This window comes from Coleofasciculus sp. (assembly GCF_046565525.1).
Taxonomy (GTDB): Bacteria; Cyanobacteriota; Cyanobacteriia; order Cyanobacteriales; family Coleofasciculaceae; genus Coleofasciculus.
Genome location: NZ_JBKHUP010000019.1, coordinates 33,480 through 57,387, shown reverse-complemented (window position 1 = coordinate 57,387; position 23,908 = coordinate 33,480). Strand labels below are relative to the sequence as shown.

Below are 23,908 nucleotides of genomic sequence, written 5' to 3'. Positions count from 1 at the left end.
ACTATCAAATAGCTGGACGACGAATTCGGGTTTGTGCTTCATCCGCAACCACCAGGCAACCCGCCAAAGTCGTGAGTGGATATTCCCGCACAACCCGAGCCAAAACATCAAGCACCGCCTGACGACTTCCACGACGAGAACGCAACAGTAAAATTCCTGGATGAGTTCCTGGTGGAAAACGTCGGACGTCCGAAAAATCTAAGTCTAGAGTAATAAAAAAGCGTCCTTCAGCACAAGCTTGTTGCCATACAACCTCGTCATCTTCACCGGACAATCCTTCATCAGTAACTCGATCGCAATCGTAACCTTGATCTCGCAGAAACCTTGCATGGGTAATACTAAGATTTTCGTCTAATTTTACTAACATTATCCTTGTCGCAAAGGTAACAGCTCTTCTTCTCTCACCAATGCGGCAGCATAAGCGATCGCAGAGCGCACGTTTTCTACCGTCAACGGTGGATAGTCTTCAACAATCTCTGCCAATGTCAATCCTTCTGCCAGATTATCCAGGATGACTGAAACCATAATGCGGGTTCCTTTAATACAAGGTTTACCATGACAGACATTAGGGTTGATTTCAATTTGTTCTTGCCAATTATTCATTTTTCCTAAAAAAATATCTATTTCTGTACTGTAAATCTTCTTTAAGAGTTTACCTAGAAACAGACTGACTGGCAAATTTTTGGAGAATGCGTTGGCTAGGATGAGCAGAAAGGCTGACTAGCTTATTGACCAGTGCTACTGGGAAGAGAGCCGAATCATACATATCGCAACGTAAGGCTTCTACATTCTTAAGTATAACCTGCAAGTTAGGTAAATCAGCTTCAGTAGGATTCTTTTTTAGTTCACGCGCTGGAACTGAAACAACGTACATTTGTCCCTCTTTAGTCTTGAAAATAACCTTGTGTCCATAATTGCTAGTAGAAGCATAAGGTCGATTAGGATCTCCAGAACCAGGCAGGATGTAACGATAGATATAGTCATCAGTCAAAATTAGTGCTTGTCCGGGTTCCAGTTTTTTCTGAATCGCTTGAGCATGGTCAACAAAAGCTCCACTCTTTTCTAAACCTGCCAACAAGATATTATATTTGTCTAAAAGCCAATTCACTAGGTCTTTCATTGGGTCGTGAAGTAATGCCGTTTGTCCGAAGAATCCAGTTGAGCCATCTTTAATGAAGAAAACTTGCTTTAGTTTATCTGGTTGCACATTGATCAACTGTCGTATGATATGGATTATGATTAGATGCTCGACGGTATTAACTAAATATCCTAGTATTCCTGCTGCACCTGTTTCTTCATCAATGACTTCGTGAAGACGGAAGATATCAGTTAAATAAATCCTGCCTCCGGTTTCTGGACAAGGAAATGTGTAGTTACTATCCATATCTTGCTCTCGAAGAACAACATTCTTTCCTTCTAAAGTGAGGGGATTAGTCGCTAAATTCCAATGCTTTTGCTCTTCCGTCTTCTTATTCAACTTGTAACGTCTAAAAATGAACCAAGCTAGAGTATCTATGAGGCTTTGATTTTCATCTAGGGTGTTTTTACTAAAAAACTCAAAGATAGCTTTTAAAACACTTTCCTTTAACGTACTTGCATCCTTAAAACATACATTTCTAGTAGGTAGAGCAAGTTTTAACCTTTGAATCCTTTTCAGCTTAGACATATCCTCTGGTGCAATGAAAGCACTAGCATCTACTTCAGCAAGGTCTTCTAAGCTAAAACATAGTGCGCCAAATTGCAAAAAGTGTATAGTGCGTGAAGGAAAATCTTGATTAATTATAGCTTCTGTATATCCACCATCTACCGCAATAATTGCTTCTACTGGATTATAGGGATCGGAGTCAACATCTACACTCACATTTTCTATTGGAACATCTTCTGGACTTGGCGGTTCATGTATCCGCTTCATTAGAGCTTTTACCTCTGAATCGTTAATTATGTAACGATGTGAAGCTTTACTAGCAGATTCAAACGGACGACGATTATTTCGGCTTTGATATCCCATAACTAAAAGCTACTCCGGCAAACATTAATCTTCAGGAGGAAATCTATCTATTTGAACTGGAATTACAAAGGCATTACTATATGCTTTCATCCGGACAAAACCTTTATCTGTATCTTGGCTAAATCGAATTAAACCTTCTGTAAAGTCGCTAAAGTCGTAATATTTCCTTAGTTCTTTGATTTCGTCTTCATTATTTAAATGTGAAATAAACCAGTTTTGAGTTGCTTTAAGTATGTTACTACTAACAGAGCTTACTTCTTGAGTTGCATATACTAATCCTAAGTGTAATTTTGCTCCTTCTTTAGCTAGGCGATTATATATTTGTGACAAATCTTTGTCATCTTTCTTGGGAAAAAGGTTATGTGCTTCTTCAAAATAAAATTGAACAAAATTATTTGGTTTAGTGCTAGTAAAACGGTTTACTGCATCAGCAAAAATTCGCCTACAGATTCTTTCGCTGAACATAGCTTGAATTTTAGGATCGCCCAAAGATAAGTCCACAATGACAATCTTGCCTTGTCTGAGTCTCTCTAGGATGTCTTGATCATAAGGCAACTGAGAGGTGCTAGTATGTTGATCTATAACAGGCTTAAGCACTCTATAACCATTGTGCATGGCTCCTTTTGGAGTGCTTCTTCTGGTCAACATTGCTAGAAGAGACTTAAGATCGTCATCAGCCCATTCACGTCCATTGTTTTGCCTATAATTTTGGAAAACAGGATTCTCGTCATATATATGCCAAAGGTTTTCCCACCAATTTGCAGCATCTTCGAGAGTCATTCCTCTGCTTGGATCAACATTGGGTTGAACAGCACTACGAACATCACGATTAGCCGTAAACCTGACTCGAAAATCCTGTGAAGCTTTAAACCCTGCTTTGTGTAAACAACAAAGATAAACTGCCACCCGTCGATCATGCCGTGTAGATGCCGATCGGTTAGTTTGATAATCTTCAGGTTGACTTAAATCCACTGATTTAAAATTTGTTACAAATCGAGTATTGTCATCTTGGATCGTTGGATAAGATTTAATTAACTCAAAGCCACTCTCAATTTCCAAGAAAAAATTAACTTTCATTTCCAAGAAACCAGGCTTAGCAACGGTTGAGTATCGAACCGTTATTGCTTGATACAAGTCAAAAATTGCAGTCCCTCTATCTTGGAGGTTGGGATTAGCATACTCTCCATTGATATCAAATATTATTTGTCCAATAGGATATTTGGGATTGTTGTTGTCAGTCAAAGGTTTGAGAACTTCTTCTGAAGACTCGCGATCTTCATCAAGTTTCAGCGGAGCATTACTGCTCATTTCAGTACAAGCTTGAATGATTTTTTTAAGAGTATTAGATTTACCTGTCCGAGTCATTCCGAAAAGAGCAGTTCGCTTTCCAGCAAAATCAGGGGCTTGCACAAAAACTGAAACATCATCTTCTTCTTGCTGAAAGCGTCGGCTAGAACTGTAACGAACTTTGCCAATCTTGATGTCTCCAGTACCTCCAGGTGTACTGTTCTCTCGGTAATTGACAATGGCTTTTAAAATATCGGCAGAAGGTTTAATTACGGAATAGTTGTGTGCGCTGTAGAAGTTTTCTAAATCTGCACCAAAACGAGTCTGGCCATCTCTGTCAACATAAAAAGAACCTAGCACAGAACACTCTAACCCACTAAAAGAGAATTCGTATCGAGTATAGCTATCTAGCTGAGAACTTTTTATCTCTCCTGTCCGTGTGTCGATATCATCTTTGTAATACTCAACCATACTACTAATTACTTCTTGGTCGGTCGGTAATTTAGTCGGTTGAAGAACACGAAGTAGAATAGCTTCAGAATTAGCTGAAGCATCAAATTTATTGTCGTAGTAAGCAAGCAAAAAGCAACCTTGAGGAATACCTTTAGCTCTTTGCTTCCACGCATCCGCTACCAAGATTTCCGCCTTTGCATAGCTTAATCTGAATGGACGACCGACAAAGTGTCCAGTTTCCCATTCTTGACTCCTCTTATTTCTTTTGAATAAGTTTATCTGTGTTAGTTGTGTGCTAATACCCATAGTTTTATATTGTCTGTTTTAGAGCAGGGTCTTTAAAACGAATTCTCGATTGTTCTACATATTTTTCTTCTGCGTCTATTGCCAACCATCGACGATTAAGCCTTGCAGCAGCGTATCCAGTTGTATTACTTCCGGCGAATGGATCTAAAACTAAATCACTGGGTTCAGTAAGAAATTCAATAAAAAAAGCGGCTAGACCCATAGGCATCCGAGCCGGATGAGGGGTAATTCCTTTTTTCTTACAAGTTCGAGAGAAAAAATCATTAGAATTGCTATTTGAAAAAGAGAAAGCATTATAAATATTAGGTAAACGAACTTTTCGTTGAGCATCCATATCCTCAAGCTCAAATAAATTGTGAGCAATAGAACCACCACAGTCTTTAAGAAAGCTGGTTTCACCGATTTTATGCTCAGAGGGTCTTTTACCAGCATTATATCGTCCAGTAGATATTAAATACTTCATGCGATCGCTGTAGGGTCGCAGCACTTTAAAATTATCGGCTTTTGGCTCATCACTTTTAGCAATCCACCACAATCGCGTGTAGCTGTCTACAGCTCTGATACGTTTAACTGTAACCCATCTTGCTGGAGAGGGAAGACGAGATGGATTGTAACAAACGAACTCTTGGATAAGCCGAAGATTAGCTTCTTTATGAGATACGAAATTTAAAAGTGATTGCAGAGGTAGCAAAGATTGAACAGGGCGGGATGGCTCCCAACTATTACCTAGTTCGATCACAATCGAACCGTCATCTGCTAACATTTCAGCAAATAAGGGTGCTAAACAAGTAAACCACTCCAGATATTCATCTCCAAGCATATTGCCATAGCTTTTTTTGCTGTTAAGGGGAAAGGGAGGAGAAGTTAAAATTAAATTAACTTGTCCCCTTAGTTGTTGGAATGAAGGGTTGTTAAGTACCTTTTCCACTTTTCCAATATAGTATCGACCTGATTGAGTCCTTTGAGCTAATGGCACTACAGTTTTTTTACGGCTCTCCTAGATTGGTTATAGCAAATTAGGTAGTTTAAATGAGCTGCACGGCAAAGTCAATTGTAGCACGCTCTTTAAAACTTTGTATAGCAACCGCTAAAGCGGTTCGGACGTAGACTAACGGTATTATCGTCACCTGCTATCGTCTACTGTGCCATACCTAAACCCTACAGGCTAATCTGAGAGTTGGGTTACTCTACCCTTCGGGTTCTCCTACGGAGTACGAGAAGGCTTCGTCTACGTTCCAAGGGACTAACCTACAAAGGTGACATCCTCCCAGTCAAATCAGGGTCTCAAAAAAGGATAATTGTCAAACCCGCCCCTACACAATCAAAAAGCGCTAACCACGTTTTCAACCAGTACCTGGGCTGACAAAGGACTCCCAAATACCCAAGTATCTTCTCCTATGGGATACAGGCGATTCTCTTGCACAAACTGCAAGTTCTGCCAAACTGGATTTTTCTGTAACTGTTTAAAATGCGTATTTTTGGTTTCAGCAATATAGAGGAATTCGCTTTATCGACAGTCGGTAAAGCTTCCACCCATACTGTATTAAATCCAAAGCGATCAAATTCCCCAATCCAGGCATTTTGTAAACCAATTTGGCTTAAAATTTGCACCGCCATGGCATTATTCGTAAATAGGCGTAACTGGGGAACGCCGGGAACAAATTGCCCCAATATATAGCGGTACTAAGACAGGTTAGGACATTCTTTACTGTTCTCTGTTCCCTATTCCCTGTTCCCTCTTGGACTAACTGATGTCCTTTCCGTACCTCGTAGTGCTATATTGTGTCCACCTACTTACACCCAGCGACCCATTGGTACACACATCGGCGTCCCCGCTACCGGGTCAGGCACAATCCGACAGTCCAAACCAAACACTTCACGCACCATCGCCTCCGTCACAACTTGCATTGGCTCTCCTTGTGTATAAACTTGACCCTGCCGCACGGCAACCAGATGGTCGGCGTAGCGACACGCCTGATTCAGGTCATGCAGTACCATAACAATCGTCCGCCCTTCGCTCTGGTTCAACTCATACAGCAAATCCAATACCTCGACTTGATGCGCCAAGTCTAAGAACGTTGTTGGTTCATCCAATAGCAGAATCTCCGTATCCTGAGCGAGTGCCATAGCAATCCAAGCTCGTTGCCGTTGTCCACCAGAAAGCGTGTCCAGTACTCGGTCTGCTAGTGGGGTTATCCCTGTAATGAAAAGCGCCTTCTCCACCAGGATTTCATCGTCTTTTGACCATTGCTGCAACCAGTTTTGGTAAGGGTAACGACCCTGAGCGACCAAATCTCGAACCGTCAACCCCTCCGGAGCTACTGGACTTTGGGGGAGAATTCCCAGTCGCTTCGCTACAGCTTTTGTTGAACGCTGGAAAATATCAGTCCCGTCTAGGTAAACTGTACCTGCACTAGGCTTGAGCAACCTCGCCAGTCCCCGCAACAGTGTTGATTTGCCACAGCCGTTGGGTCCAACCAAAGCCGTAATCTTCCCGACAGGAATTGCCAGGTCGAGGTTCGTGATCACAGGTGTTCCATCATACGCCAGAGAAAGTCGGCGAGTTGACAATAAGCTCATTTTATGAATAGATAGGGTCATCGCTTGCGGTTGCGAACCAGCAGATAGAGAAAATAAGGGGCACCGACAGCGGCGGTAATCGCACCACAGGGCAACTCGATGGGCGCAAAGAGTACCCGTGCCAACCAATCAGCCAGCACAATAATTAGTCCACCCATCAGTGCTGCTGTTGGCATTAACCCTTCGTGGTTGGGTCCAACCAACTGACGCCCCAAGTGCGGTGCCATCAATCCCACAAAGCCAATCGTACCCGCCACAGCCACAGCCGCGCCCGCCATTGCCGCACTCATTAGCAATAGCAAACCCCGCTGCCATTCCACTCGCGCCCCCAGTCCTCTGGCAAGGTCATCTCCGAGGGAGAGGGTATTCAGTGGCATCGAAAGCGCCAACGACAGGGGTACAAACACCGCCAGCCAGGGGAATAATGCCCCGACATGCTGCCAACCCCGTCCGTAGACACTTCCCGCCAGCCAAACCAATGCCTGACTGGCACTATTAATTTCCCCCAATGTGACCATTAAATTCGTCAAAGCCCCTAGGATAGCGGCTATTCCGACACCGACGAGAATTAACCGGATGGGAGAACTGCCCTTATCCCAAGCCAGAAGGTAGATAAAGATGGCAACAACCAACGCCCCAGCAAAGGCAGACAAAGGTAGGGCAAACAGCGGCACATCTGGAAATAAAACGATTAAACTGACAGCAGCTAAACTCGCACCCGCATTCACCCCAATGATGCCGGGATCGGCTAAGGGATTGCGTGTCAGTCCTTGCAGAATCGTCCCAGAGATGGCTAATCCTACTCCCACCCCAAAGGCGACCAACGTTCTGGGCAACCGCAGCACATTTACAATAAAGGCATAGTCGGGGTTAGCCGTCGGCAACCCCACAATCGTTTTTAAAACAGCCAATGGTGGGATGGGATATTCCCCCTGTCCCACATTGATAACGATCGCCGCGAGAGTAACCAAAACCAATACGAGTAGTACGGTTGGCACTCGCCGTTCTATACGGAACGATATAGGCAATAGTCGGGGACGAATAATCAGCCAGCTTTTTCTCATCGTCTCACCTTGAACCGCGCTAGATAGATGAAGAACGGAGCGCCCACTAGAGCAGTCATGACACCCACGGGCAGTTCTTGAGGACTAATCAACACCCTGGCAGTGATATCGGCGACCAAGAGTAAGATGGCACCAAAAATGGCAGAATAAGGCAGAATCCAGCGATAATCAACGCCCACTAAGAAGCGGACGATGTGGGGAACAATCAGACCAATAAATCCAATCGGACCAGCCGCCGCGACAGCGCTCCCTGCCAGCAAAACCACACTCACGGCGGCGGTTAGTTTCACCCATGCGGTTTGTTGACCCAAGCTTTTAGCAACATCGTCACCAAGGGTTAGGGTGGTCATTTGTTTCCCTAAGGCAAACGCGATCGCTAATCCAATGCCGATGTAAGGCAGCACTTGTAAGAACAACGTGAAATCCCGACCCGCCACCGATCCAGCTAACCAGAAGCGGATTTCATCGAGGGTTTGTTGACTAAGGATGAGGATGGCAGTTGTGAGTGAGGACAGTAAGGCTGTCAATGCCGCACCCGCAATCGTCAGGTTGAGTGGAGTCAGTCCCCCTCGACCCAGAGATCCCAGAAAATAGACGGTGATTGCCGTAACACCTGCCCCCCCAAAGGCACACCAGGCATAGACACTCAGGGAAGACGAGCCGAAGAGGAAAACAGCAATGACAACTGCTATTGCCGCACCTGCATTAATGCCCAGGATTCCGGGGGACGCTAAAGGGTTGCGAGTTAATCCCTGCATCAGGGCACCTGCCACCGCAAGGGCTGCACCCACTAGCATGGCAATCAGCGATCGCGGCAATCTGACTGTGCGGATAATCAGGTGATCGGTAGAGCCATCAAAGTTGGTTAAAGCGGCATAAACAGTATCGAAGGAAATATCGGCGGCACCATAGGTAATGCTTGCCACCAAGCTGACTAGCAGAATCAACAGACTCAGTGACAAACCAACGGGGAGTAAAAGGCGCGATCGCACCCTACTTTTCCCTCTTACCGTAGCACTCTCACTTGCCAATCGCTTCTTCCTTCAATCAACAATTATTGCCATTTCAACTAGAAAGGGTTTAGATTTTAGGTTCTAAGTCTTAGAGAGTTTTAAGTTATGAATTATGAATTCATACCTTTCTATCACCTATTCCCCATTCCCCATTCCCTTAAAAAGAAAACTAATTTTGAATCTCCCCATTTTCCCACATTCCCTCCACACGGGTTCCGTCAGCAAAAATATAGACACCTTCCCCCTGCCTTTGTCCATTGCGGAATTCTCCTTCAAAGCTATCCCCACTGGCATAGTTACAGACAGCTTTGCCGTTTAACTGACCCTCACTGAACTGTCCTTCGCAGCGATCACCATTAGCAAACGTATAAATTCCAGTGCCGTTGAACTTACCGTTACTAAACTGTCCTTCGTAACGATTATCATTGGCGTCGGTGAAAACACCTTCGCCGTTAAATTGACCGTTACTGAATTGACCTTCGTAGCGGTTTCCATTAGCGAAAACGTACACCCCTTGACCCTCGGGTTTGCCGTTACTAAATTCCCCTTTGTAGCGATTGCCATTGGGATATTCCCGAACCCCTTTGCCATTGAACTGACCATTGCTAACAGTTCCTTCGTAGCGCCCCCCCTCAGAGAAGGTGTAAACTCCTTGACCATTCGCCTTACCATCACTCAGTTCACCTTCATAGCGATTGCCATTCGCATAGTCGCACACCCCCATCCCATTAAGACTACTGTCTTGAATTTCCCCTTCACAGCGATCGCCATTGGTTAAAATAAAGGCTCCCGTACCGCTGGGATTACCATCCGTAAACTGTCCCTCATAGCGACCGCCATCGGCGCTAATGTAGGTTCCCGTACCGTTAGGCTGACCATCCTTAAACTCCCCTTCGTAGCGATCGCCATTTTCGTACACCCGGACACCTTTGCCATTGGGTTGGTCGTTGCTAAACTCACCTTCATAACGACCGCCATCAGCAAAGGTGTAGATGCCTTGACCTTTCTTGTTACCATCTACAAAGTTTCCTTCATAGCGATCGCCATTCGCGTATTCACAGACGACTTCACCGTTGAGGTTACCGTTGCTCATTGCCCCTTCGCAGCGACCCCCATCGGGTAAGGTCACGACACCTGCTACTGCGATCGCGGGATTGATAACATGGCTGGCAATATCTACGCTTGAGGCAATGAGTAACGTTATTCCGAATCGCCCGATAGTACGAAGCATTAGACAAAGACCTCCTTTATTAAAATAGATTGGGCTAACTGTTGAGTTATTTTTAGGAATTGCCTCTGGCATTGGGTTACATTCTTACTCTTTAGGTTCGGGAGGAGGTACTTCTTCCATCTGTTCCTGGAGTTCCGGTTCGAGTTGCTCTTGAGGCTCTGGTTGTTGAGGTTCCTCTTCTAGCTGTTCTCTTTCTCGACGTTCCTCTTCTAGCTGTTCTCTTTCTCGACGTTCCTCTTCTAGCTGTTCTCGTTCTCGACGTTCCTCTTCTAGCTGTTCTCTTTCTCGACGTTCCTCTTCTAGCTGTTCTCGTTCTCGACGTTCCTCTTCTAGCTTTTCGGCGCGTTGATGGGCTTCCCGTTGAAAGTCAGTTCCCGGCTGAGCAAAACTAATTCCCATTCGTACTCGACGGCGGTTGCCTCGTGCTGGACAACTCACACTTGTTACAGTTTCAAGGGCAGCTTGATTAATAGCAGGATAAGAACTGGGTTCTACAAGCTTCGACTCGATTACCTTGCCCTTTTCATCGACGATTAATTCGACAACGGGTCTCGCTTCGATGCCTTGATTGGCTAGTGATGATGGAAATTCCGGCTTCCTTGTAGCCGTGCAACCTTCTGCTGAGGAAACAGGGAGTGACTCAGAGTTGCCTGGGGGTCGTGGGGGAGCTGAGGAATTCGTTGCCACTTCTCCTGGTACTCCAGGATTAGCTATTGAGTCGCCCTCACTTGATGAAGCTCGTTCGCCAGAACTGCCACCGCCCAAGCTTTCTCTGAATGGTTGGGAACCCGAAGAAGAACCTGAAAGCGGTTGGGAACTACTGCTTGGTCGTGTGGGGGCTGAGGGATTGGTCGCCACTGCTCCTGGTGAGCCAGGGTTAGCAATATCACTTAAAGAATCTGTCGATGGGGAAAAACTATCGCCCAAGCGCTCTCTAATGTTTTCGGTAATCTTTGACGCATCAGAAAGTATTCCAGAAACTCCTCTGGGTCGTGGGGGAGCTGAGGGATTGGTTGCCACTGCACCTGGGGATGTGGGGTTGGCTTCAGAGGCGTCATCATTGGGGGGCGCTGTTGATTCTGTCGTCGTTGGTTCGCTTAAGCGTTCTCTAAGTTTTTCTACGTCTGAGTCAGTCTGAAGCGGTTGAGAATTGTTCTCTGGGCGTGGCGGTGCTGAATTATTGATGGCTACGGGTTCAGGTGGTGATAGAGCCGGGTCTGAGGGTTCACGAATCGGTTCTGAGGGAGGTGTGACAACGGGTCTGCGTTCCCTTATGGGTTCAGTGGGTGGCTCTACTGAGGTGGGTGCAGATGGCGTTACGGCTCTTTGATGTGTTGCTGGTATAGCGGGTACGGGTTGCTTGACGGGTTTTTGAGGCAAAGCTTCCGCCCGTTGCTGCGGTTTAATTGGCTCTGGTATCTGCGTTTTTGTCGGTTGCGGTGGAGTTGGGGTTTCAACTGCCTTTGGTTTTGGCTTTGGCTTTGGAGTCTCTTTTAGAGGTTGTTCTTCTGCCTTAGGTACTTCGGGTTCCTCCACAAGTATGATTTCAATGGGGTCTTCGGCAAGTTCTGGTCTTGTTTCCCAAGCCAAGCTTATGCCAAGGGCTAGCACTATATGCAGTACCGCGCTCCCGGCGAAGCTATAGACGAGAAACTTTTTGAGAGTCTCTTGTTCCTTTTTGTGCTGCTCTATACAGAAGCTTGATATGCTCATACGCTACGCACCTTCCCTGATTACTCAAGCGCCTATCGTCTCAACCACTCCAGATTATTGCATATAAGTTGCATTAACGGTGAAACAATAAATGAACTTGGCAAGTATAACATGGCAAGCCTAGTCACGAATATCCACAAAAAATTTTTGAAAGTTATTTTCAACAAATTTGCTTAAATATAACAATTTACTCCCCCTGTCAAGTGGAAAGATTTCCGGTAATCGTAGAAGTTTGCTTTCCCCAAGAGTCGCGAAAAGCCCTATTCTCCGTGGTTTAGTCTGGGGAAGCGATCGCTAAACATCCTGGCGACTCTTGAGTAACGAAAAATATTTTGCTCAACTACTTGACAAGGAAACCGATTTAGCAATACATCTATTGAAAATAATTATCAGCTTGTACTCCCACGGTACGCCGGAAAGCTGGCTGAGCTTGTTGAATCATAATTGCAAGAGAGGCTATGCCCATTATTCCATTTTTCCAGGCAGGCGGAATCGTCGCTTGGCCCCTACTCCTATTTTCCCTGGCGGCAGTCGCCCTGATTGTAGAGCGATTGTTTTTTTGGTTTCGAGTCACTCGTCGGCAACGCCGAGTTGTGAAAGACGTTCTGAAGCTTTACCGAGAAAAGCCAGACGCGGCTATCAACTATCTACAGCAGAATGCTGATTTGCCGATTGCCAAGATTTTTCTCGAAGCGTTAGAACTCGATAACCCGAACCCAGAGGAATTCCGTCTGGCTTTAGAGAGTGCAGCTCAGGCAGAATTGCCAACGTTGAAGCGATTTAATACCGTGTTTGATACGATTGTTGGTATTTCTCCTCTCCTCGGTCTTTTGGGAACGATTTTGGGCTTGATAACAGCGTTTTCTTCCCTGAATATTGGTGATGTTGGGGGAACCCGCACGACGGGAGTCACGGGTGGAATTTCCGAAGCTTTGGTTTCAACCGTCATGGGGCTGGTTGTGGCAATTTTTACCCTCTTTTTCGCCAATATGTTCCGAGGACTTTATCAGCGACAACTGGCGTTGATTCAGGAATATGGCGGTCAGTTAGAACTGCTTTATCGTCGTCAATATGAGCAAAGGAGAGATGTTTATGCGGCTTCCAGATGAGTCAGAGAAGCCAGGGGAAATCAACATCGTGCCGATGATCGATGTGATTTTCTCGATTTTGGCATTTTTCATTATCTCGACGCTATACTTGACCCGTTCAGAAGGGTTGTCAGTGAATTTACCGAATGCTACAACTGCCCAAAATCAGCCGAGTACTGAAATTACGGTTACGATTCAGCCCGATGGAAAAATTGCACTGAATCGCCAGTCGATTGAATTAGAGGCGCTTGAAGAAGCCGTTCGCGCTTTAGTTGTGCCGAATAGTGAATCCCTTGTCATTGTCAATGCTGATGAAAAAGTCGATCATGGTCGGGTGGTGAGCGTGATGGATCGGTTGCGTCAAATTGAGGGAACCAAATTAGCGATCGCAGCTCAGAGACAGTAGAGGCGATCGCACGCTTTGTCAATGACAATTCTCGGCAAGAATTGGCAACAGCAACCTCTCGGCTGAATGCAAAAAGAAGTGATCTCCAGGCAACATACGCAATGAGAATGCAGCCCTGGTATGAATCCGCCACCCTTCCAAATCATTCCAGGTCGCTTCTGGATCATCTGAACCCCCAAAGGCGGAAATCGGACAATTCAGGGGTGACTTAGGGGTGTAAACATAGGTTTCAAGTACCGCAAAATCCGATCGCAGGATAGGCAGCACAAACTGCATCAGTTCGGCATTCTCTAGCACCGCTTGGGGTGTACCATTGAGACGGCGTAACTCTTCGAGGAATTCTGAATCAGGTATTGCCTTTTTACTCAATTGTATTGTCCTAACATCAATGCGTAGTGCTATATCACCGAGGAAAATTTTATGAATTGCCGAAACGTTGCCGAAAGTTCCGAATTGATTCTTCTGGCAGCGTATAGTCCCCACAATGCAAGTCAGCAGCCTGAAACCCTAACCTACTGAGAAATTCGTAGTGATCAACAGATGTTCTCCAATCCAATACTCCTACAGTTGGCTTAAGATCGAAGCAAGAAGAAAGTAGACTGGAAAAAACACAGCCCATTATGTTGAAGGGATTACCTTTAAAAAAATCCTCCATTTCGGCTGGACTCATAATTTTTTCCAGATATCGTGGTAAATACCTCAAACGAGTGATGGGATGTGGCGAGCGCAATACGCCTCCTTCGGTAAAGAGAATATCTTCCTGTGCCTGAAATCGCTCAATAGCAAGTTTTGATACAAAACAGTGGGGAGCTGAATCATCAACAATCAGAGTTCCAGGTTTAACCCGTGTGATATCTAGGACATCAGGTACGTTGGTCGCGCCAATTATTAAAGTTGCCTCGTAAAATTCATCTGGAACTTGTGTCTGTGATGCTACTATACGCACAACTCCTTTAAAACCTAAATCGCTGACGATTTCTTGCCGATTTTTTTCGAGGAAGCCGAGCTTTGTATAGACATCGCAAAGCGTTATTTCTTCTGGATGCGGCAAACAGTTCAACATGAGACGAAGAGAGCTAATCCCAACAGAACCTAAACCTATGAATCCAACTCGTTCTTGAGCAATGTTACGCCCACTTGCAGCGCAAATTTTCTTTACTGCTAGGACAACAGCAGAACTGGTTGTAGCATGACCCGTCGAAATCATCGGTAAATTCTGCCAATCCACAATTGCTTTGGTAATTGCACAACCATAATCGGTTGCTGAGGGGATAAGACCAGTTAAAGAAACAGTCCGAGCACCGAGTCGTCCAGCAATTTCCAAGGCTTCGACAATCAGATTGATTATATCCTCTCGGTTACTGTAAAGTTCAAAACTAAACCGAGGCAGCATTAAACTAGCAATGCGCCCCCAAGGGGTTTCAATGATACTAGTTATGACAGGAAGGTTGTCAAGACAGTTGTAAATAAGATCATCATGACTCAGACCTTTTTCTTCAAAGTAAGAGGCGTTGATGTTTAAATAACTTAGGGCAACTGCATCGACAGGGGCAATCTTCCCGGTGGCAAATAAGGAAAGCAAAGAGCGGCGTTCTACTTGGAAGAAAGGGGAAGCTTGTTGTAGGGGAAGATTTTCAAAAGATGCAGTCTGGACTGAATCAGAGACAGATTTTGAAGACCCTGGCTTGGGACATTCCTGCTTCTGGAGAAGATTCTCAAGTTCATCCGCTAGCTCAGCAATGGTAGGGTGCGAGAATAGAAGCTTAACAGACAAATTCAAGTGCATTGCTACTGATATCTTTGATACCAATTGTATGGTCTGCAAGGAATGTCCGCCCAATTCAAAAAAGTTGTCGTGGACACCGACCTGTTTAAGTCCCAAGACTTCCGCCCAAATCGCTGCCAGAACTTCTTCTGTGGAAGTACGGGGTGCGACAAAGCCCTTATCTAGTTCAGGGTGTGCCTGATATGGTGCAGGTAAGGCACGACGGTCTACCTTGCCGTTAGGGGTTATGGGGAGGGCTTTGAGTATCACAAAGGTAGAGGGAATCATATAATTGGGCAGCTTTTTCTTCAAGAAGCGGCGCAGTTTCTGAGTAGAGGAGGCTTGCTTCCCTTTAGGGACAAAATAGGCTACTAGACGCTGATTGCTGGGGTAGTCTTCTTGAACGATGACCACGGTCTGAAGTACCTCAGGGTGCCGACTCAGTACCCTTTCAATTTCTCCGAGTTCGATGCGAAAACCTCGGATTTTTACTTGATAGTCTACCCGTCCGAGAAATTCAATCGTACCATCGGGTAAGTAGCGTGCTTTATCCCCTGTTTTATACAGCCTTGGGGAGTGGATATTTTGTCCGCCTAGATTTTCTAGTGTAATAAATTTCTGTGCCGTTAGTTCGGGACGATTGAGATAACCCCTGGCTACCCCAGCACCGCCAATGTACAATTCGCCCGGTACGCCGATGGGTACAGGTTGCAATTGTTCGTCCAGGAGGTAAACTTGGGTATTAGCGATCGCACGACCGATGGGAACGGTTTTGGCGTGATAACGATTACCCTTGTTCTGAACCGGATAGGTGAGGACACCAACCGTCGTTTCTGTGGGACCATAGTGATTGATAATGCGACAGTTCGGTGCAGCTTCCTGGATTTTGCCAACTAATTCCCAGGTGGCTACTTCACCCCCCAGAACTAAACATTGACGCGGTAGGATGGACGCAGATGCAGAGGAGGCTAAGAGGGTAGCCAGGTGAGAGGGAACGATTTTGAGGCAGTCAATGGGATGATGTTGGACGTACTCGGCGAGTGCTTCCGGGTCAGAGGCTCGCTCTTGGGATAGGATATGTAAGCATCCTCCTGTACACAAGGCGGGGAAAATTGCCGTGTTGCCTAAATCAGCGGCAAAGGTGGAAACGGTAGCGAAGCTGACACCTGCTGGTACATCCAATTTTTCGGAAATAGCATACAAGTAATTCAGGATTTGCCGATGTTCAATAGCAACGCCTTTAGGTTCACCTGTAGAACCAGACGTGTAGAGGACATAGGCTAGGGTTTCCGGTGTCACTTCGCTGGTGGGATTGGTATCAGACTCTTGGGCGATTGTTTGCCAATCTGCATCCAGGTACACCACGGTAGGAACTTGAGTATCCTGGCGTTTGAGAAGTCTCTTTTGGGTTAAGAGGACGGGTACTTTAGCATCTTGCAACCGGAAGGCTAAAGGTTCTGACGGTAATGCTGAATCAAGAGGAAGGTAAGCTCCACCAGCTTTGAGAATACCCAGTATAGCAATGATACTATGGATTGACCGCTCGGCATAAATTCCCACTAATACTTCAGCACCAACACCCTGGCGTTGCAAATAATGGGCTAATTGATTGGTACGTTTGTTGAGTTCGGCATAGGTGAGTTGTTGGTTTTCAAAGACAAGGGCAATGTTGTCTGGTGTGCGTTCTACCTGCTGCTCAAATAGATGATGAATGCAGTGAGTTTGAGGATAGTGGGTTTGAGTATCGTTGAGTTGGACGAGTAGGTGATGGCGAGTGCGATCGCTGATATAATTTAACTCACTCACTACCATCTCTGGATTGGTGACAGCCTGTTCAACTCCTGTTTGAAATTGTTCGGCAAAGCATTGAATCACTTCTTGGTCAAATCGTTGCCTATCGTAGTGAAATTCAGCAATGATAGACTCTTGTTTGCGAACACAGCGAAGCTTTAATTTAAATCGCTCAAAGCAAACAGACTTCTGATCAATAGAAAACGAAACATCACCCCCATAATACTGATCAGACCAGTCATCGAACTCAAAACTAATCGGCAAGTTGGTGTTTTTATCAGCATCTGTACTCTCTTGTCCGGTAAAATAGTCCTGCCACTGGTCAATTTCACCCAACTTTTCACCCAAGTTTGACAAGAATTCGCTAAATTTTAAGTTGTTTTTTAACGAACAGTGGACAGGTAGCCATTTGGCAAGCAGTCCCATCACTTCATGCAATTCTTCATAACTTCTGCCACTGTAAACTGTATTGACCGTAATCTCTGATTGTTCTGTTAATTGCCAAAGTAAGGCATACCAACAGGCGAATAAGACTTCAGCAGGAGTAACCTTAGTTCTGTAAGCTAAGGCTTCAATGTTTGCCGCAACCCCTGGATTAATGTTTACCCGATAAACGTCAGGTTCAAAGGGTACAGCACTTAGAGATTCAGCCTCAAAAGGAAGTGTTATCGTTTGAACGTCTTGCTCACGCCAGTAAGCCTCTCCTGTGGCGGCATCCTCGTCCTCTAGAATTTCATTTTGCCATTCAGAAAATTGCAGGTATTGTACGGGTTCTGCTTCAGATACGTCTTCACCCTGCAAACAAGCCTTATAGGTTTGGCTAATTTCTTTAACCAAGTTTTTTAGCGTCCAACTATCTGCCCATAAAGCGGGTAATATTACCAACAGAATATGGTGATTCTCTGACAGTGTTAGCAGCGATGCAGATACTATAGATTCCAGTTGAGAGAGAAAATTCAAGTCTATTTTTTCTTGAAGTCGTTGCTGAATATGGGCGGATTGGTCTTGCAGACTTAATTCGTTGAGATTGACGTGAGTCCAGGATAGGGTTCCACTTGTTTCTATCACCTGAATTGGCAGTTTAATTCCGGGTTGTCGGTGAAAGCGGGTGCGGAAAATGTCATGTCGATTAACAATTCGTTCTAAGGCTTCTTTTAAATGATCAACATTCAGATTTCCTTGAATCTGGATCGCGCAAGAAGCCTGATAGACTCTACTACCTTGTTGTAATAACCAAAGCTGCTTTTGTTGAGGTGACAGCCGAAATCCTTCAATCGTTTGAGTTTGCATTTGTTACTCCTAAGTTTATGTCAGTGTGCTGAAGGAATGTCAAGCAGTTTAAAACCTTTTAAAATCAGGTTTTTAGCGGCACAAAATGAAGCATTATTGACATTATTATTGACAAATAAAGCCCACCTAATGAGATATATTCTAGCGTTGCGTTGTGCAGGGGGTATGGGGGAGGCACTCGTCCTATCCCCCTCCCGTCCCCCTTGTGAAGGGGGAAGCCAGATGTTGCTTCGCTTTTTTTCCACGGGGGGTCTGGGGGGCTAGTCCCCCAGAAAAAACTGCTATCTTTGACCCTATCTGTGACAAGAATAAAAGCAAGATAGCTCATGCTAGGGTAATCAAATCTGCCATGGCGACAACGATTTTGCGAGAACCGACATAAGGATTGCGACTGTGAGCCGTTAGCATATTATCTAACATCAACATATCTCCTTTCTGCCATGTAAAACTAATTTTACTGGCTTGATAAATTGCTTCAATTTCTTCCATAACTGACTCCTCAATCGGCGTTCCATCGCCGTAGTAAACATGACGCGGTAACTTATCTTCTCCAAATAGAGACAATAAAGATTGGCGAACGCCTGAGTCTAAGCAAGATATATGGTGCAACTGAAGCTGATTGAAAAATACCAACTCTCCAGTTTTAGGATGCTTGGCGACAGCGGGGCGGATTTTGCGCGTTTTCAAACCATTATTCTCTAGCCATTCAAACTCCATATCGGCTTGACGACAGTAGTGTTCCACCTCTGCTTTATTCGTGGTATGGAAGAAATCTTGCCAGCTTACATCTAATCCTTCCGTGTAGTTACGAACATACATTAATTGCTTTTGCTCAAATTTTTCTCGCAATTTAGGATTGAGTCGCTGATAAACTTGCCGACAGTCAAGAATGGGGGTTTCTCCACCCTGTTGGGCGGGTTGAATGCAGAAAAACCAAATTTTTAGCGGCAAACGATGCAAGTGAGAACTTTCATTATGAAATAGGATAGTTTTATCGGATGGATAAGGGGTGGAACCGTAAACTTTGCCGCTGACGCCTTCGCGGGGTAAATCCCCATAGTTTCCAAATAAATGCGGGTGTATGGCATTGGCAACCTTTTCAAAATCGGCAGCAGAATTAAGATTAAATCCCCGGAATAAAATGGCTCCGTGTTTGAGTAAGTTGGTTTCAAGGAATTCTCGGTGGCTAGTTGACCAGTCGGCTAGGTCTATTTCATCGCTATCGGGTTCGATGACTAACGGTAAGGATTGTCCAGGTTGAAGAGTACGGGTCTTAATTAATTGCCGTTGGGGTAAACTGACGGCTTTGGGTTTGATAGATTTAAATTTGCTAAATTTGACTTGTTTCCGCTGGGTTTGTTCTGTCATTTGTTTTTGTTTTTCAGCTTCACTAAGCAGTTCTAACGTATCAATTCTGGTGTCAGGGTTTTTGAGAATGCGACTGATCAGCGTTTCAAACTGATGGCAAAATTGGGTAATCCCCTTGGCTTCAAATCGATCAGTATTATATTTAAAAGTTCCAATAATTCCGGTATCAGTTTGTTCCATAAACAGAGCTAAATCGAATCGAGCAATTTCGGTATTTATTTCTACAGGTTTGACCGTTAATCCTGAAAGATCTAAGTCAGGTAAAGGAGCATTTTGCAGCACAAACAAGACTTGAAATAGGGGGGTATGACTCGAATTGCGATCAGGACGCAAAACTTCTACTAACTTGGCAAAGGGCAAATCTTGATGTTCGTAAGCGGCTAATGCTACGTCTCGTACTTGCTCAAGCAACTCCCGAAAGCTAGGATTACCGGATAAGTCAGTCCGCAGCACTAAGAGGTTGACAAAAAAGCCAATCAGTGGCTCAATATCCTGGCGATTACGATTGGCAACATCGGTGCCAACAACGATGTCTTTTTGATGACTGTAGCGATACAACAGGGTTTGAAATGCTGCCAGTAACGTCATGAACAGAGTGACTCCCTCTTGGCGACTGAGGGTTTGGAGTTGTTCGCTGGTGGCACTAGAGAGGTGGAATGACTGGTTAGCGCTGCCGAATGTAGGAATAGCGGGGGGCTGGCGTTGTATGGGTAAGCTTAAGGTTGCCGGGATACCCGCTAATTGTCGTTGCCAGTAAGACAGTTGGGCGTCTAATACCTCTCCCTGAAGCCACTGACGCTGCCAATTGGCAAAGTCGGCGTATTGGATTGGCAATTCTGGCAGAGGTGATGGTTTTCCGTTAACAAAGGCTTCGTATAACTGGGTGAATTCCCGAATCAATACCCCAAGTGACCAAGCATCACAGACAATGTGATGAATCGTAAACAGAAGAATGTGTTCCGATGCATTTAATTTTAGTAGCTTGATTCGTAATAGCGCTCCTTTGGCTAAATCAAAGGGAAACAGGGCTTCTCCTTTCGCCTGTCGCCGCACTTGAGCCTCTCGCTCAGTTTCCGACAACCCTTGCAAATCGACAACTGAAATAGTTAGGGTCAAAGTGGGAGCAATAACTTGAACGGGTTGTCCATCCACAACTGTAAAGTTGGTGCGTAAGACATGGTGACGCCGGACAATTTCGTTGAAACTATCCTCCAATGCTTGAATATCCAGCACACCTGTAAGACGCACGGCAGCATGCATATTATAGGTAGCAGTCGTTGGCTCTAACTGGTGGAGAAACCACAGCCGTTCTTGGGCAAAGGATAAAGGTAGGGGTTGCTCCGGTGAAACTGGATGTAGTGGGGGAAGGTGTAAATGGGAGTCCTGTATGGTTTGGATAGAATCTGCCAAACTAGCTACCGTGGGACTCTCAAAAAGAGTGCGTAGGGGCAGTTCTACTGGGAAAACATTTCGCACCCTAGAAATAACCTGGGTTGCTGAGAGAGAATGTCCTCCCAAGTCAAAGAAGTTATCCTCAACCCCCACTTGCTGAACACCAAGCACCTGAGTCCATATCCCGGCAATCACCTCTTCAATGGGTGTGCGAGGTGCAATGTAAGTCTGCTCTGGGTTGCGTTGTGACCAATCTGGTGCAGGTAAGGCGCGACGGTTAATTTTACCATTGGGCGTCAGGGGCAGTTTATCGAGTACCATCAATGCCGAGGGAATCATATAAGATGGCAGCTTCTGTGCTAAAAAGCGACGCACCTGAGAACTGGTGAGAGTCTGCTCTGGCTGCAAGACGACATAGGCGACTAAGCTAGGATTTTCCCGTTCATCCTGACGAAGTGCGATCGCAGTTTCTGCCACAGCCGGATGTTGGGTTAAAATCGTTTCGATTTCTCCGAGTTCGATGCGGAACCCCCGAACCTTAACCTGCTCGTCAATCCTGCCCAAATACTCTAGTATTCCATCGGCGCGGTAACGTACTAAGTCTCCTGTCTTGTATACCCTTGGGGGGAGAGCATCCTGTTTAGCCAAATGGTCTAGGGTGAAAAACTTCTCTGTCGTCAGTTCTGCCCGATGCCAATACCCACGGGCTAAACCGACACCGCCAATATACAATTCACCGGGAACGCCTATAGGAACGGGCTGCTGATGGGAGTCTAGAACGTAAAATTCAGTATTCGCAATGGGGCGACCGATGGCAACAATACCCTTATCCTCTTGAGGCTCAACTTTATAGACGGCTGACCAGACGGTCGTTTCTGTCGGACCATATAAGTTCCAGACTTCCGTACTCCGTTCTAGCAATTGATTGGCGAGTTCACGGGATAACGCCTCACCCCCGCAAAGAATTTTCAGGGGAGAAGACTGCTGCCATCCTGCCGCTAATAACAGCCGCCAGGTTGCAGGTGTGGCTTGCATAACAGTGGCTTGTGTCTGGGCTAATTGCTGGGATAACTGGATGCCGTTAGCAGCAATATCACGACGGAGAATGATGACGTTTGCCCCTAGGATTAAAGGGAGATAAAGTTCCAGCGCAGCAATATCAAAGGATAGTGTCGTTACCGATAAGAGACTATCGTTCTGACTCAACCCCAGCGTCTGACCCATGGCGGTGAGAAAATTAACTAAGGCACGGTGGGTAATTTCTACGCCTTTGGGTTTGCCCGTCGAGCCGGAGGTGTAGATGATATAGGCGAGGTTGTCAGGGGTTGCTCGGTTTGGGCAAGGCTGATCACTGCATTGACGAATGCCCTCCCAGTCGGCATCTAGACAGACAACCTGCGCGTGATGTTTCGGCAACGTGGCGATCAAGTTTTCCTGAGTGAGCCACACACAAATGTGGGAGTCTTCAAGCATGAAAGCTAGACGCTCTGGGGGATAGGCGGGATCGAAAGGAACATACGCTCCACCGGCTTTGAGGATGCCCAATAATCCAACAACCATCTCGATTGAGCGCTCAACACAAATCCCCACCAAGACTTCGGGTTTGACACCCAATGTTTTCAGGTAATGTGCCAGTTGATTGGCTTTTTGGTTGAGTTGTCGGTAAGTCAGTTGCTTGTCTGCAAAGACGACTGCCACAGCATCGGGGGTTTTTGAGGCTTGAGCTTCAAACAGTTGATGAAGACAGTGATTTTGGGGATAGTCCCGCTGCGTCTGATTCCACTCAACCCATAGCTTTGTCAGTTCGGCGTCTGTTAACAGGGGTAAGTCTTTGAGTGGGTGATAGGGATGGGCAACCATACCTTGAAGCAGGGTTTGTAGATGCCCCAGCATTCGGCTAATGGTATGCTGGTCAAAGCGATGGCGATTGTAAGAGAGGATGAATTCTAATTCAACACCGGGTATAGCGATCGCGGTTAAGGGATAGTTAGTTGCTTCAATACTCCTAACGTTGTGAATTTCTAAATCAATATTCCATTTCTCTCTCCCTCGCTCCACGGGGTAGTTCTCAAACACCACCAAACTCTCAAATAACGGCACACCTCGTGGTATTTCACTCCACCCTTGAACCTTGACCAGGGGGCTATATTCGTACTGGCGCATCTCCACCAGTTGAGTCTGAAGCTGTTGCAGCCAGGGGACTAAAGCCTGTTCGCTATCGATGGTAACCCGCACGGGCAAGGTATTAATAAACAGTCCCACCATCGCCTCGGCTCCCACCAAATCTACGGGACGACCCGATACCGTGTTACCGTAAATCACATCGCTTTCCCCACTGTAGCGACTGAGCAGTAACGCCCAAGCTCCCTGAACCAGGGTGTTCAGCGTGAGTTGATGCTGCCTTGCCAGGGATTGCAAGGCTGTTGTGGTTTCTGCCGATAGCTTGATGTGCTGTTCCTCGTAGTCTGGTTTTTGGTCAGGGGAGATATCACCCGTCAGACTGATTAGAGGGGTGGGGGCTTGTATTCCACCTAGCGCTTGCCGCCAGAACCTCTCGGCTTTGGCTAAATCTTGTTGCTGTAACCAGGCGATGTAATCTCCATAGGCTCCGCTCGCTGCTAAGGGCAAATCTTGACCTTGACAAAGGGCTTGGTACTGTTGAACAAAGTCTTTGAATACCAATGCGGTTGACCAGCCATCCAGAATCAGATGGTGTTTACTCCAGATAAATTGATAAGCATCCTCAGCAATGCGGATTAGCGTCAGGCGGATTAACGGAGCTTGAGCAAAACTGAAGCCGGAGGCGCGATCGCGTTTCAAAAATGTGTCTAACTGCTCTTGCTGCTCCTTTGCCGCCATTTCTCGCCAATCCTGTTGCTCGAACGGCAGTTTTACCTGCCGATTCACAACTTGTAGCGGTTTGTCAAGGTTTTCCCAATAAAAGCTAGTCCGCAAGACTGTGTGCCGCGCTACCACCCGTTGCCAAGCGTCCTCAAACGCTTCAGGATTGAGATAACCCCGCAAAGTACAGCACAGTTGGACGAAATACACCCCTGACTCTGGAGAGTACAAACTGTGGAAGAGAATACCCTGTTGGGCGGGGGAAAGTTCGTAGATATCTTGGATGTTGTCTGCTTTCATGAGTTTTCGTTC

At 45.8% G+C, this 23,908-nt stretch carries 16 protein-coding genes; 2 read left to right on the top strand and 14 right to left on the bottom strand.

All coding sequences use genetic code 11. From position 1 onward, the window contains the following. Nucleotides 1-4: 4 nt before the first annotated feature. From ACLGGO_RS09360 to ACLGGO_RS09310, 11 genes are all read right to left on the bottom strand, one after another. Complete coding sequence (locus ACLGGO_RS09360; RefSeq protein WP_446419094.1) at nt 5-367, bottom strand: DUF5615 family PIN-like protein; 363 nt, start codon at nt 365-367, stop codon at nt 5-7. Next, nucleotides 367-603, bottom strand: coding sequence for a DUF433 domain-containing protein (locus ACLGGO_RS09355; protein ID WP_446419093.1), 237 nt, complete (start codon nt 601-603; stop codon nt 367-369). The genes ACLGGO_RS09360 and ACLGGO_RS09355 overlap by 1 nt, the downstream gene beginning before the upstream one ends. Nucleotides 604-652: 49 nt before the next feature. Next, nucleotides 653-2,008 (bottom strand): NurA domain-containing protein, encoded by a 1,356-nt coding sequence (locus tag ACLGGO_RS09350; protein ID WP_446419092.1) that lies wholly within the window; start codon nt 2,006-2,008, stop codon nt 653-655. Nucleotides 2,009-2,032: 24 nt separating this feature from the next. Continuing rightward, nucleotides 2,033-4,054, bottom strand: coding sequence for an ATP-binding protein (locus ACLGGO_RS09345; protein WP_446419091.1), 2,022 nt, complete (start codon nt 4,052-4,054; stop codon nt 2,033-2,035). A 4-nt stretch (nt 4,055-4,058) separates the two neighbouring features. Beyond that, complete coding sequence (locus ACLGGO_RS09340) at nt 4,059-5,030, bottom strand: DNA-methyltransferase (RefSeq protein WP_446419090.1); 972 nt, start codon at nt 5,028-5,030, stop codon at nt 4,059-4,061. 419 nt (nt 5,031-5,449) lie between these two features. Continuing rightward, the gene (locus tag ACLGGO_RS09335) at nt 5,450-5,725 is read right to left on the bottom strand and encodes a hypothetical protein (RefSeq protein ID WP_446419089.1); all 276 of its coding nucleotides are present in this window, start codon (nt 5,723-5,725) and stop codon (nt 5,450-5,452) included. Nucleotides 5,726-5,848: 123 nt separating this feature from the next. Further along, nucleotides 5,849-6,634: an ABC transporter ATP-binding protein gene (locus tag ACLGGO_RS09330; RefSeq protein WP_446419088.1), complete on the bottom strand. Its 786-nt coding sequence runs from the start codon at nt 6,632-6,634 to the stop codon at nt 5,849-5,851. A gap of 17 nt (nt 6,635-6,651) precedes the next feature. Next, entirely contained in the window at nt 6,652-7,698 is a 1,047-nt protein-coding gene (locus tag ACLGGO_RS09325) for a FecCD family ABC transporter permease (RefSeq protein WP_446419087.1), read from the bottom strand. Beyond that, nucleotides 7,695-8,690 (bottom strand): FecCD family ABC transporter permease, encoded by a 996-nt coding sequence (locus ACLGGO_RS09320; RefSeq protein ID WP_446419106.1) that lies wholly within the window; start codon nt 8,688-8,690, stop codon nt 7,695-7,697. Before ACLGGO_RS09320 ends, ACLGGO_RS09325 begins: the two co-directional genes overlap by 4 nt. 190 nt (nt 8,691-8,880) lie before the next feature. Beyond that, nucleotides 8,881-9,942, bottom strand: a complete 1,062-nt coding sequence (locus ACLGGO_RS09315) for an MORN repeat-containing protein (protein ID WP_446419086.1) — start codon at nt 9,940-9,942, stop codon at nt 8,881-8,883. Between the two features lie 84 nt (nt 9,943-10,026). Next, the gene (locus ACLGGO_RS09310) at nt 10,027-11,655 is read right to left on the bottom strand and encodes a TonB family protein (RefSeq protein WP_446419085.1); all 1,629 of its coding nucleotides are present in this window, start codon (nt 11,653-11,655) and stop codon (nt 10,027-10,029) included. 458 nt (nt 11,656-12,113) lie between these two features. On the opposite strand from ACLGGO_RS09310, the gene ACLGGO_RS09305 reads away from it, so the two are divergent. Together ACLGGO_RS09305 and ACLGGO_RS09300 are read left to right on the top strand one after the other, a co-directional pair. Continuing rightward, the gene (locus tag ACLGGO_RS09305; protein WP_446337375.1) at nt 12,114-12,764 is read left to right on the top strand and encodes a MotA/TolQ/ExbB proton channel family protein; all 651 of its coding nucleotides are present in this window, start codon (nt 12,114-12,116) and stop codon (nt 12,762-12,764) included. Beyond that, a complete protein-coding gene (locus tag ACLGGO_RS09300; RefSeq protein ID WP_446337376.1) occupies nt 12,748-13,149 on the top strand; it encodes an ExbD/TolR family protein in 402 nt (133 codons plus the stop codon). Before ACLGGO_RS09305 ends, ACLGGO_RS09300 begins: the two co-directional genes overlap by 17 nt. A gap of 18 nt (nt 13,150-13,167) precedes the next feature. Here ACLGGO_RS09300 and ACLGGO_RS09295 read toward each other — a convergent pair whose 3' ends face one another. From ACLGGO_RS09295 to ACLGGO_RS09285, 3 genes are all read right to left on the bottom strand, one after another. Continuing rightward, nucleotides 13,168-13,518 carry a thioesterase II family protein gene (locus ACLGGO_RS09295; RefSeq protein WP_446337377.1) on the bottom strand — a complete coding sequence of 117 codons (351 nt, stop codon included), beginning with the start codon at nt 13,516-13,518 and terminating at the stop codon, nt 13,168-13,170. Nucleotides 13,519-13,567: 49 nt separating this feature from the next. Continuing rightward, entirely contained in the window at nt 13,568-17,995 is a 4,428-nt protein-coding gene (locus ACLGGO_RS09290; protein WP_446419084.1) for a non-ribosomal peptide synthetase, read from the bottom strand. A 324-nt stretch (nt 17,996-18,319) separates the two neighbouring features. Continuing rightward, nucleotides 18,320-23,896, bottom strand: a complete 5,577-nt coding sequence (locus tag ACLGGO_RS09285) for an amino acid adenylation domain-containing protein (protein ID WP_446419083.1) — start codon at nt 23,894-23,896, stop codon at nt 18,320-18,322. Between the last annotated feature and the right edge of the window lie 12 nt (nt 23,897-23,908).

Excerpts from the sequence above, each read along its gene's own strand:
- ACLGGO_RS09360 (WP_446419094.1), bottom strand. The coding sequence starts at position 367 with ATGTTAGTAAAATTAGACGAAAATCTTAGTATTACCCATGCAAGGTTT.
- ACLGGO_RS09355 (WP_446419093.1), bottom strand. The coding sequence starts at position 603 with ATGAATAATTGGCAAGAACAAATTGAAATCAACCCTAATGTCTGTCAT.
- ACLGGO_RS09350 (WP_446419092.1), bottom strand. The coding sequence starts at position 2,008 with ATGGGATATCAAAGCCGAAATAATCGTCGTCCGTTTGAATCTGCTAGT.
- ACLGGO_RS09345 (WP_446419091.1), bottom strand. The coding sequence starts at position 4,054 with ATGGGTATTAGCACACAACTAACACAGATAAACTTATTCAAAAGAAAT.
- ACLGGO_RS09330 (WP_446419088.1), bottom strand. The coding sequence starts at position 6,634 with ATGAGCTTATTGTCAACTCGCCGACTTTCTCTGGCGTATGATGGAACA.
- ACLGGO_RS09325 (WP_446419087.1), bottom strand. The coding sequence starts at position 7,698 with ATGAGAAAAAGCTGGCTGATTATTCGTCCCCGACTATTGCCTATATCG.
- ACLGGO_RS09315 (WP_446419086.1), bottom strand. The coding sequence starts at position 9,942 with ATGCTTCGTACTATCGGGCGATTCGGAATAACGTTACTCATTGCCTCA.
- ACLGGO_RS09310 (WP_446419085.1), bottom strand. The coding sequence starts at position 11,655 with ATGAGCATATCAAGCTTCTGTATAGAGCAGCACAAAAAGGAACAAGAG.
- ACLGGO_RS09305 (WP_446337375.1), top strand. The coding sequence starts at position 12,114 with ATGCCCATTATTCCATTTTTCCAGGCAGGCGGAATCGTCGCTTGGCCC.
- ACLGGO_RS09300 (WP_446337376.1), top strand. The coding sequence starts at position 12,748 with ATGCGGCTTCCAGATGAGTCAGAGAAGCCAGGGGAAATCAACATCGTG.
- ACLGGO_RS09290 (WP_446419084.1), bottom strand. The coding sequence starts at position 17,995 with ATGCAAACTCAAACGATTGAAGGATTTCGGCTGTCACCTCAACAAAAG.
- ACLGGO_RS09285 (WP_446419083.1), bottom strand. The coding sequence starts at position 23,896 with ATGAAAGCAGACAACATCCAAGATATCTACGAACTTTCCCCCGCCCAA.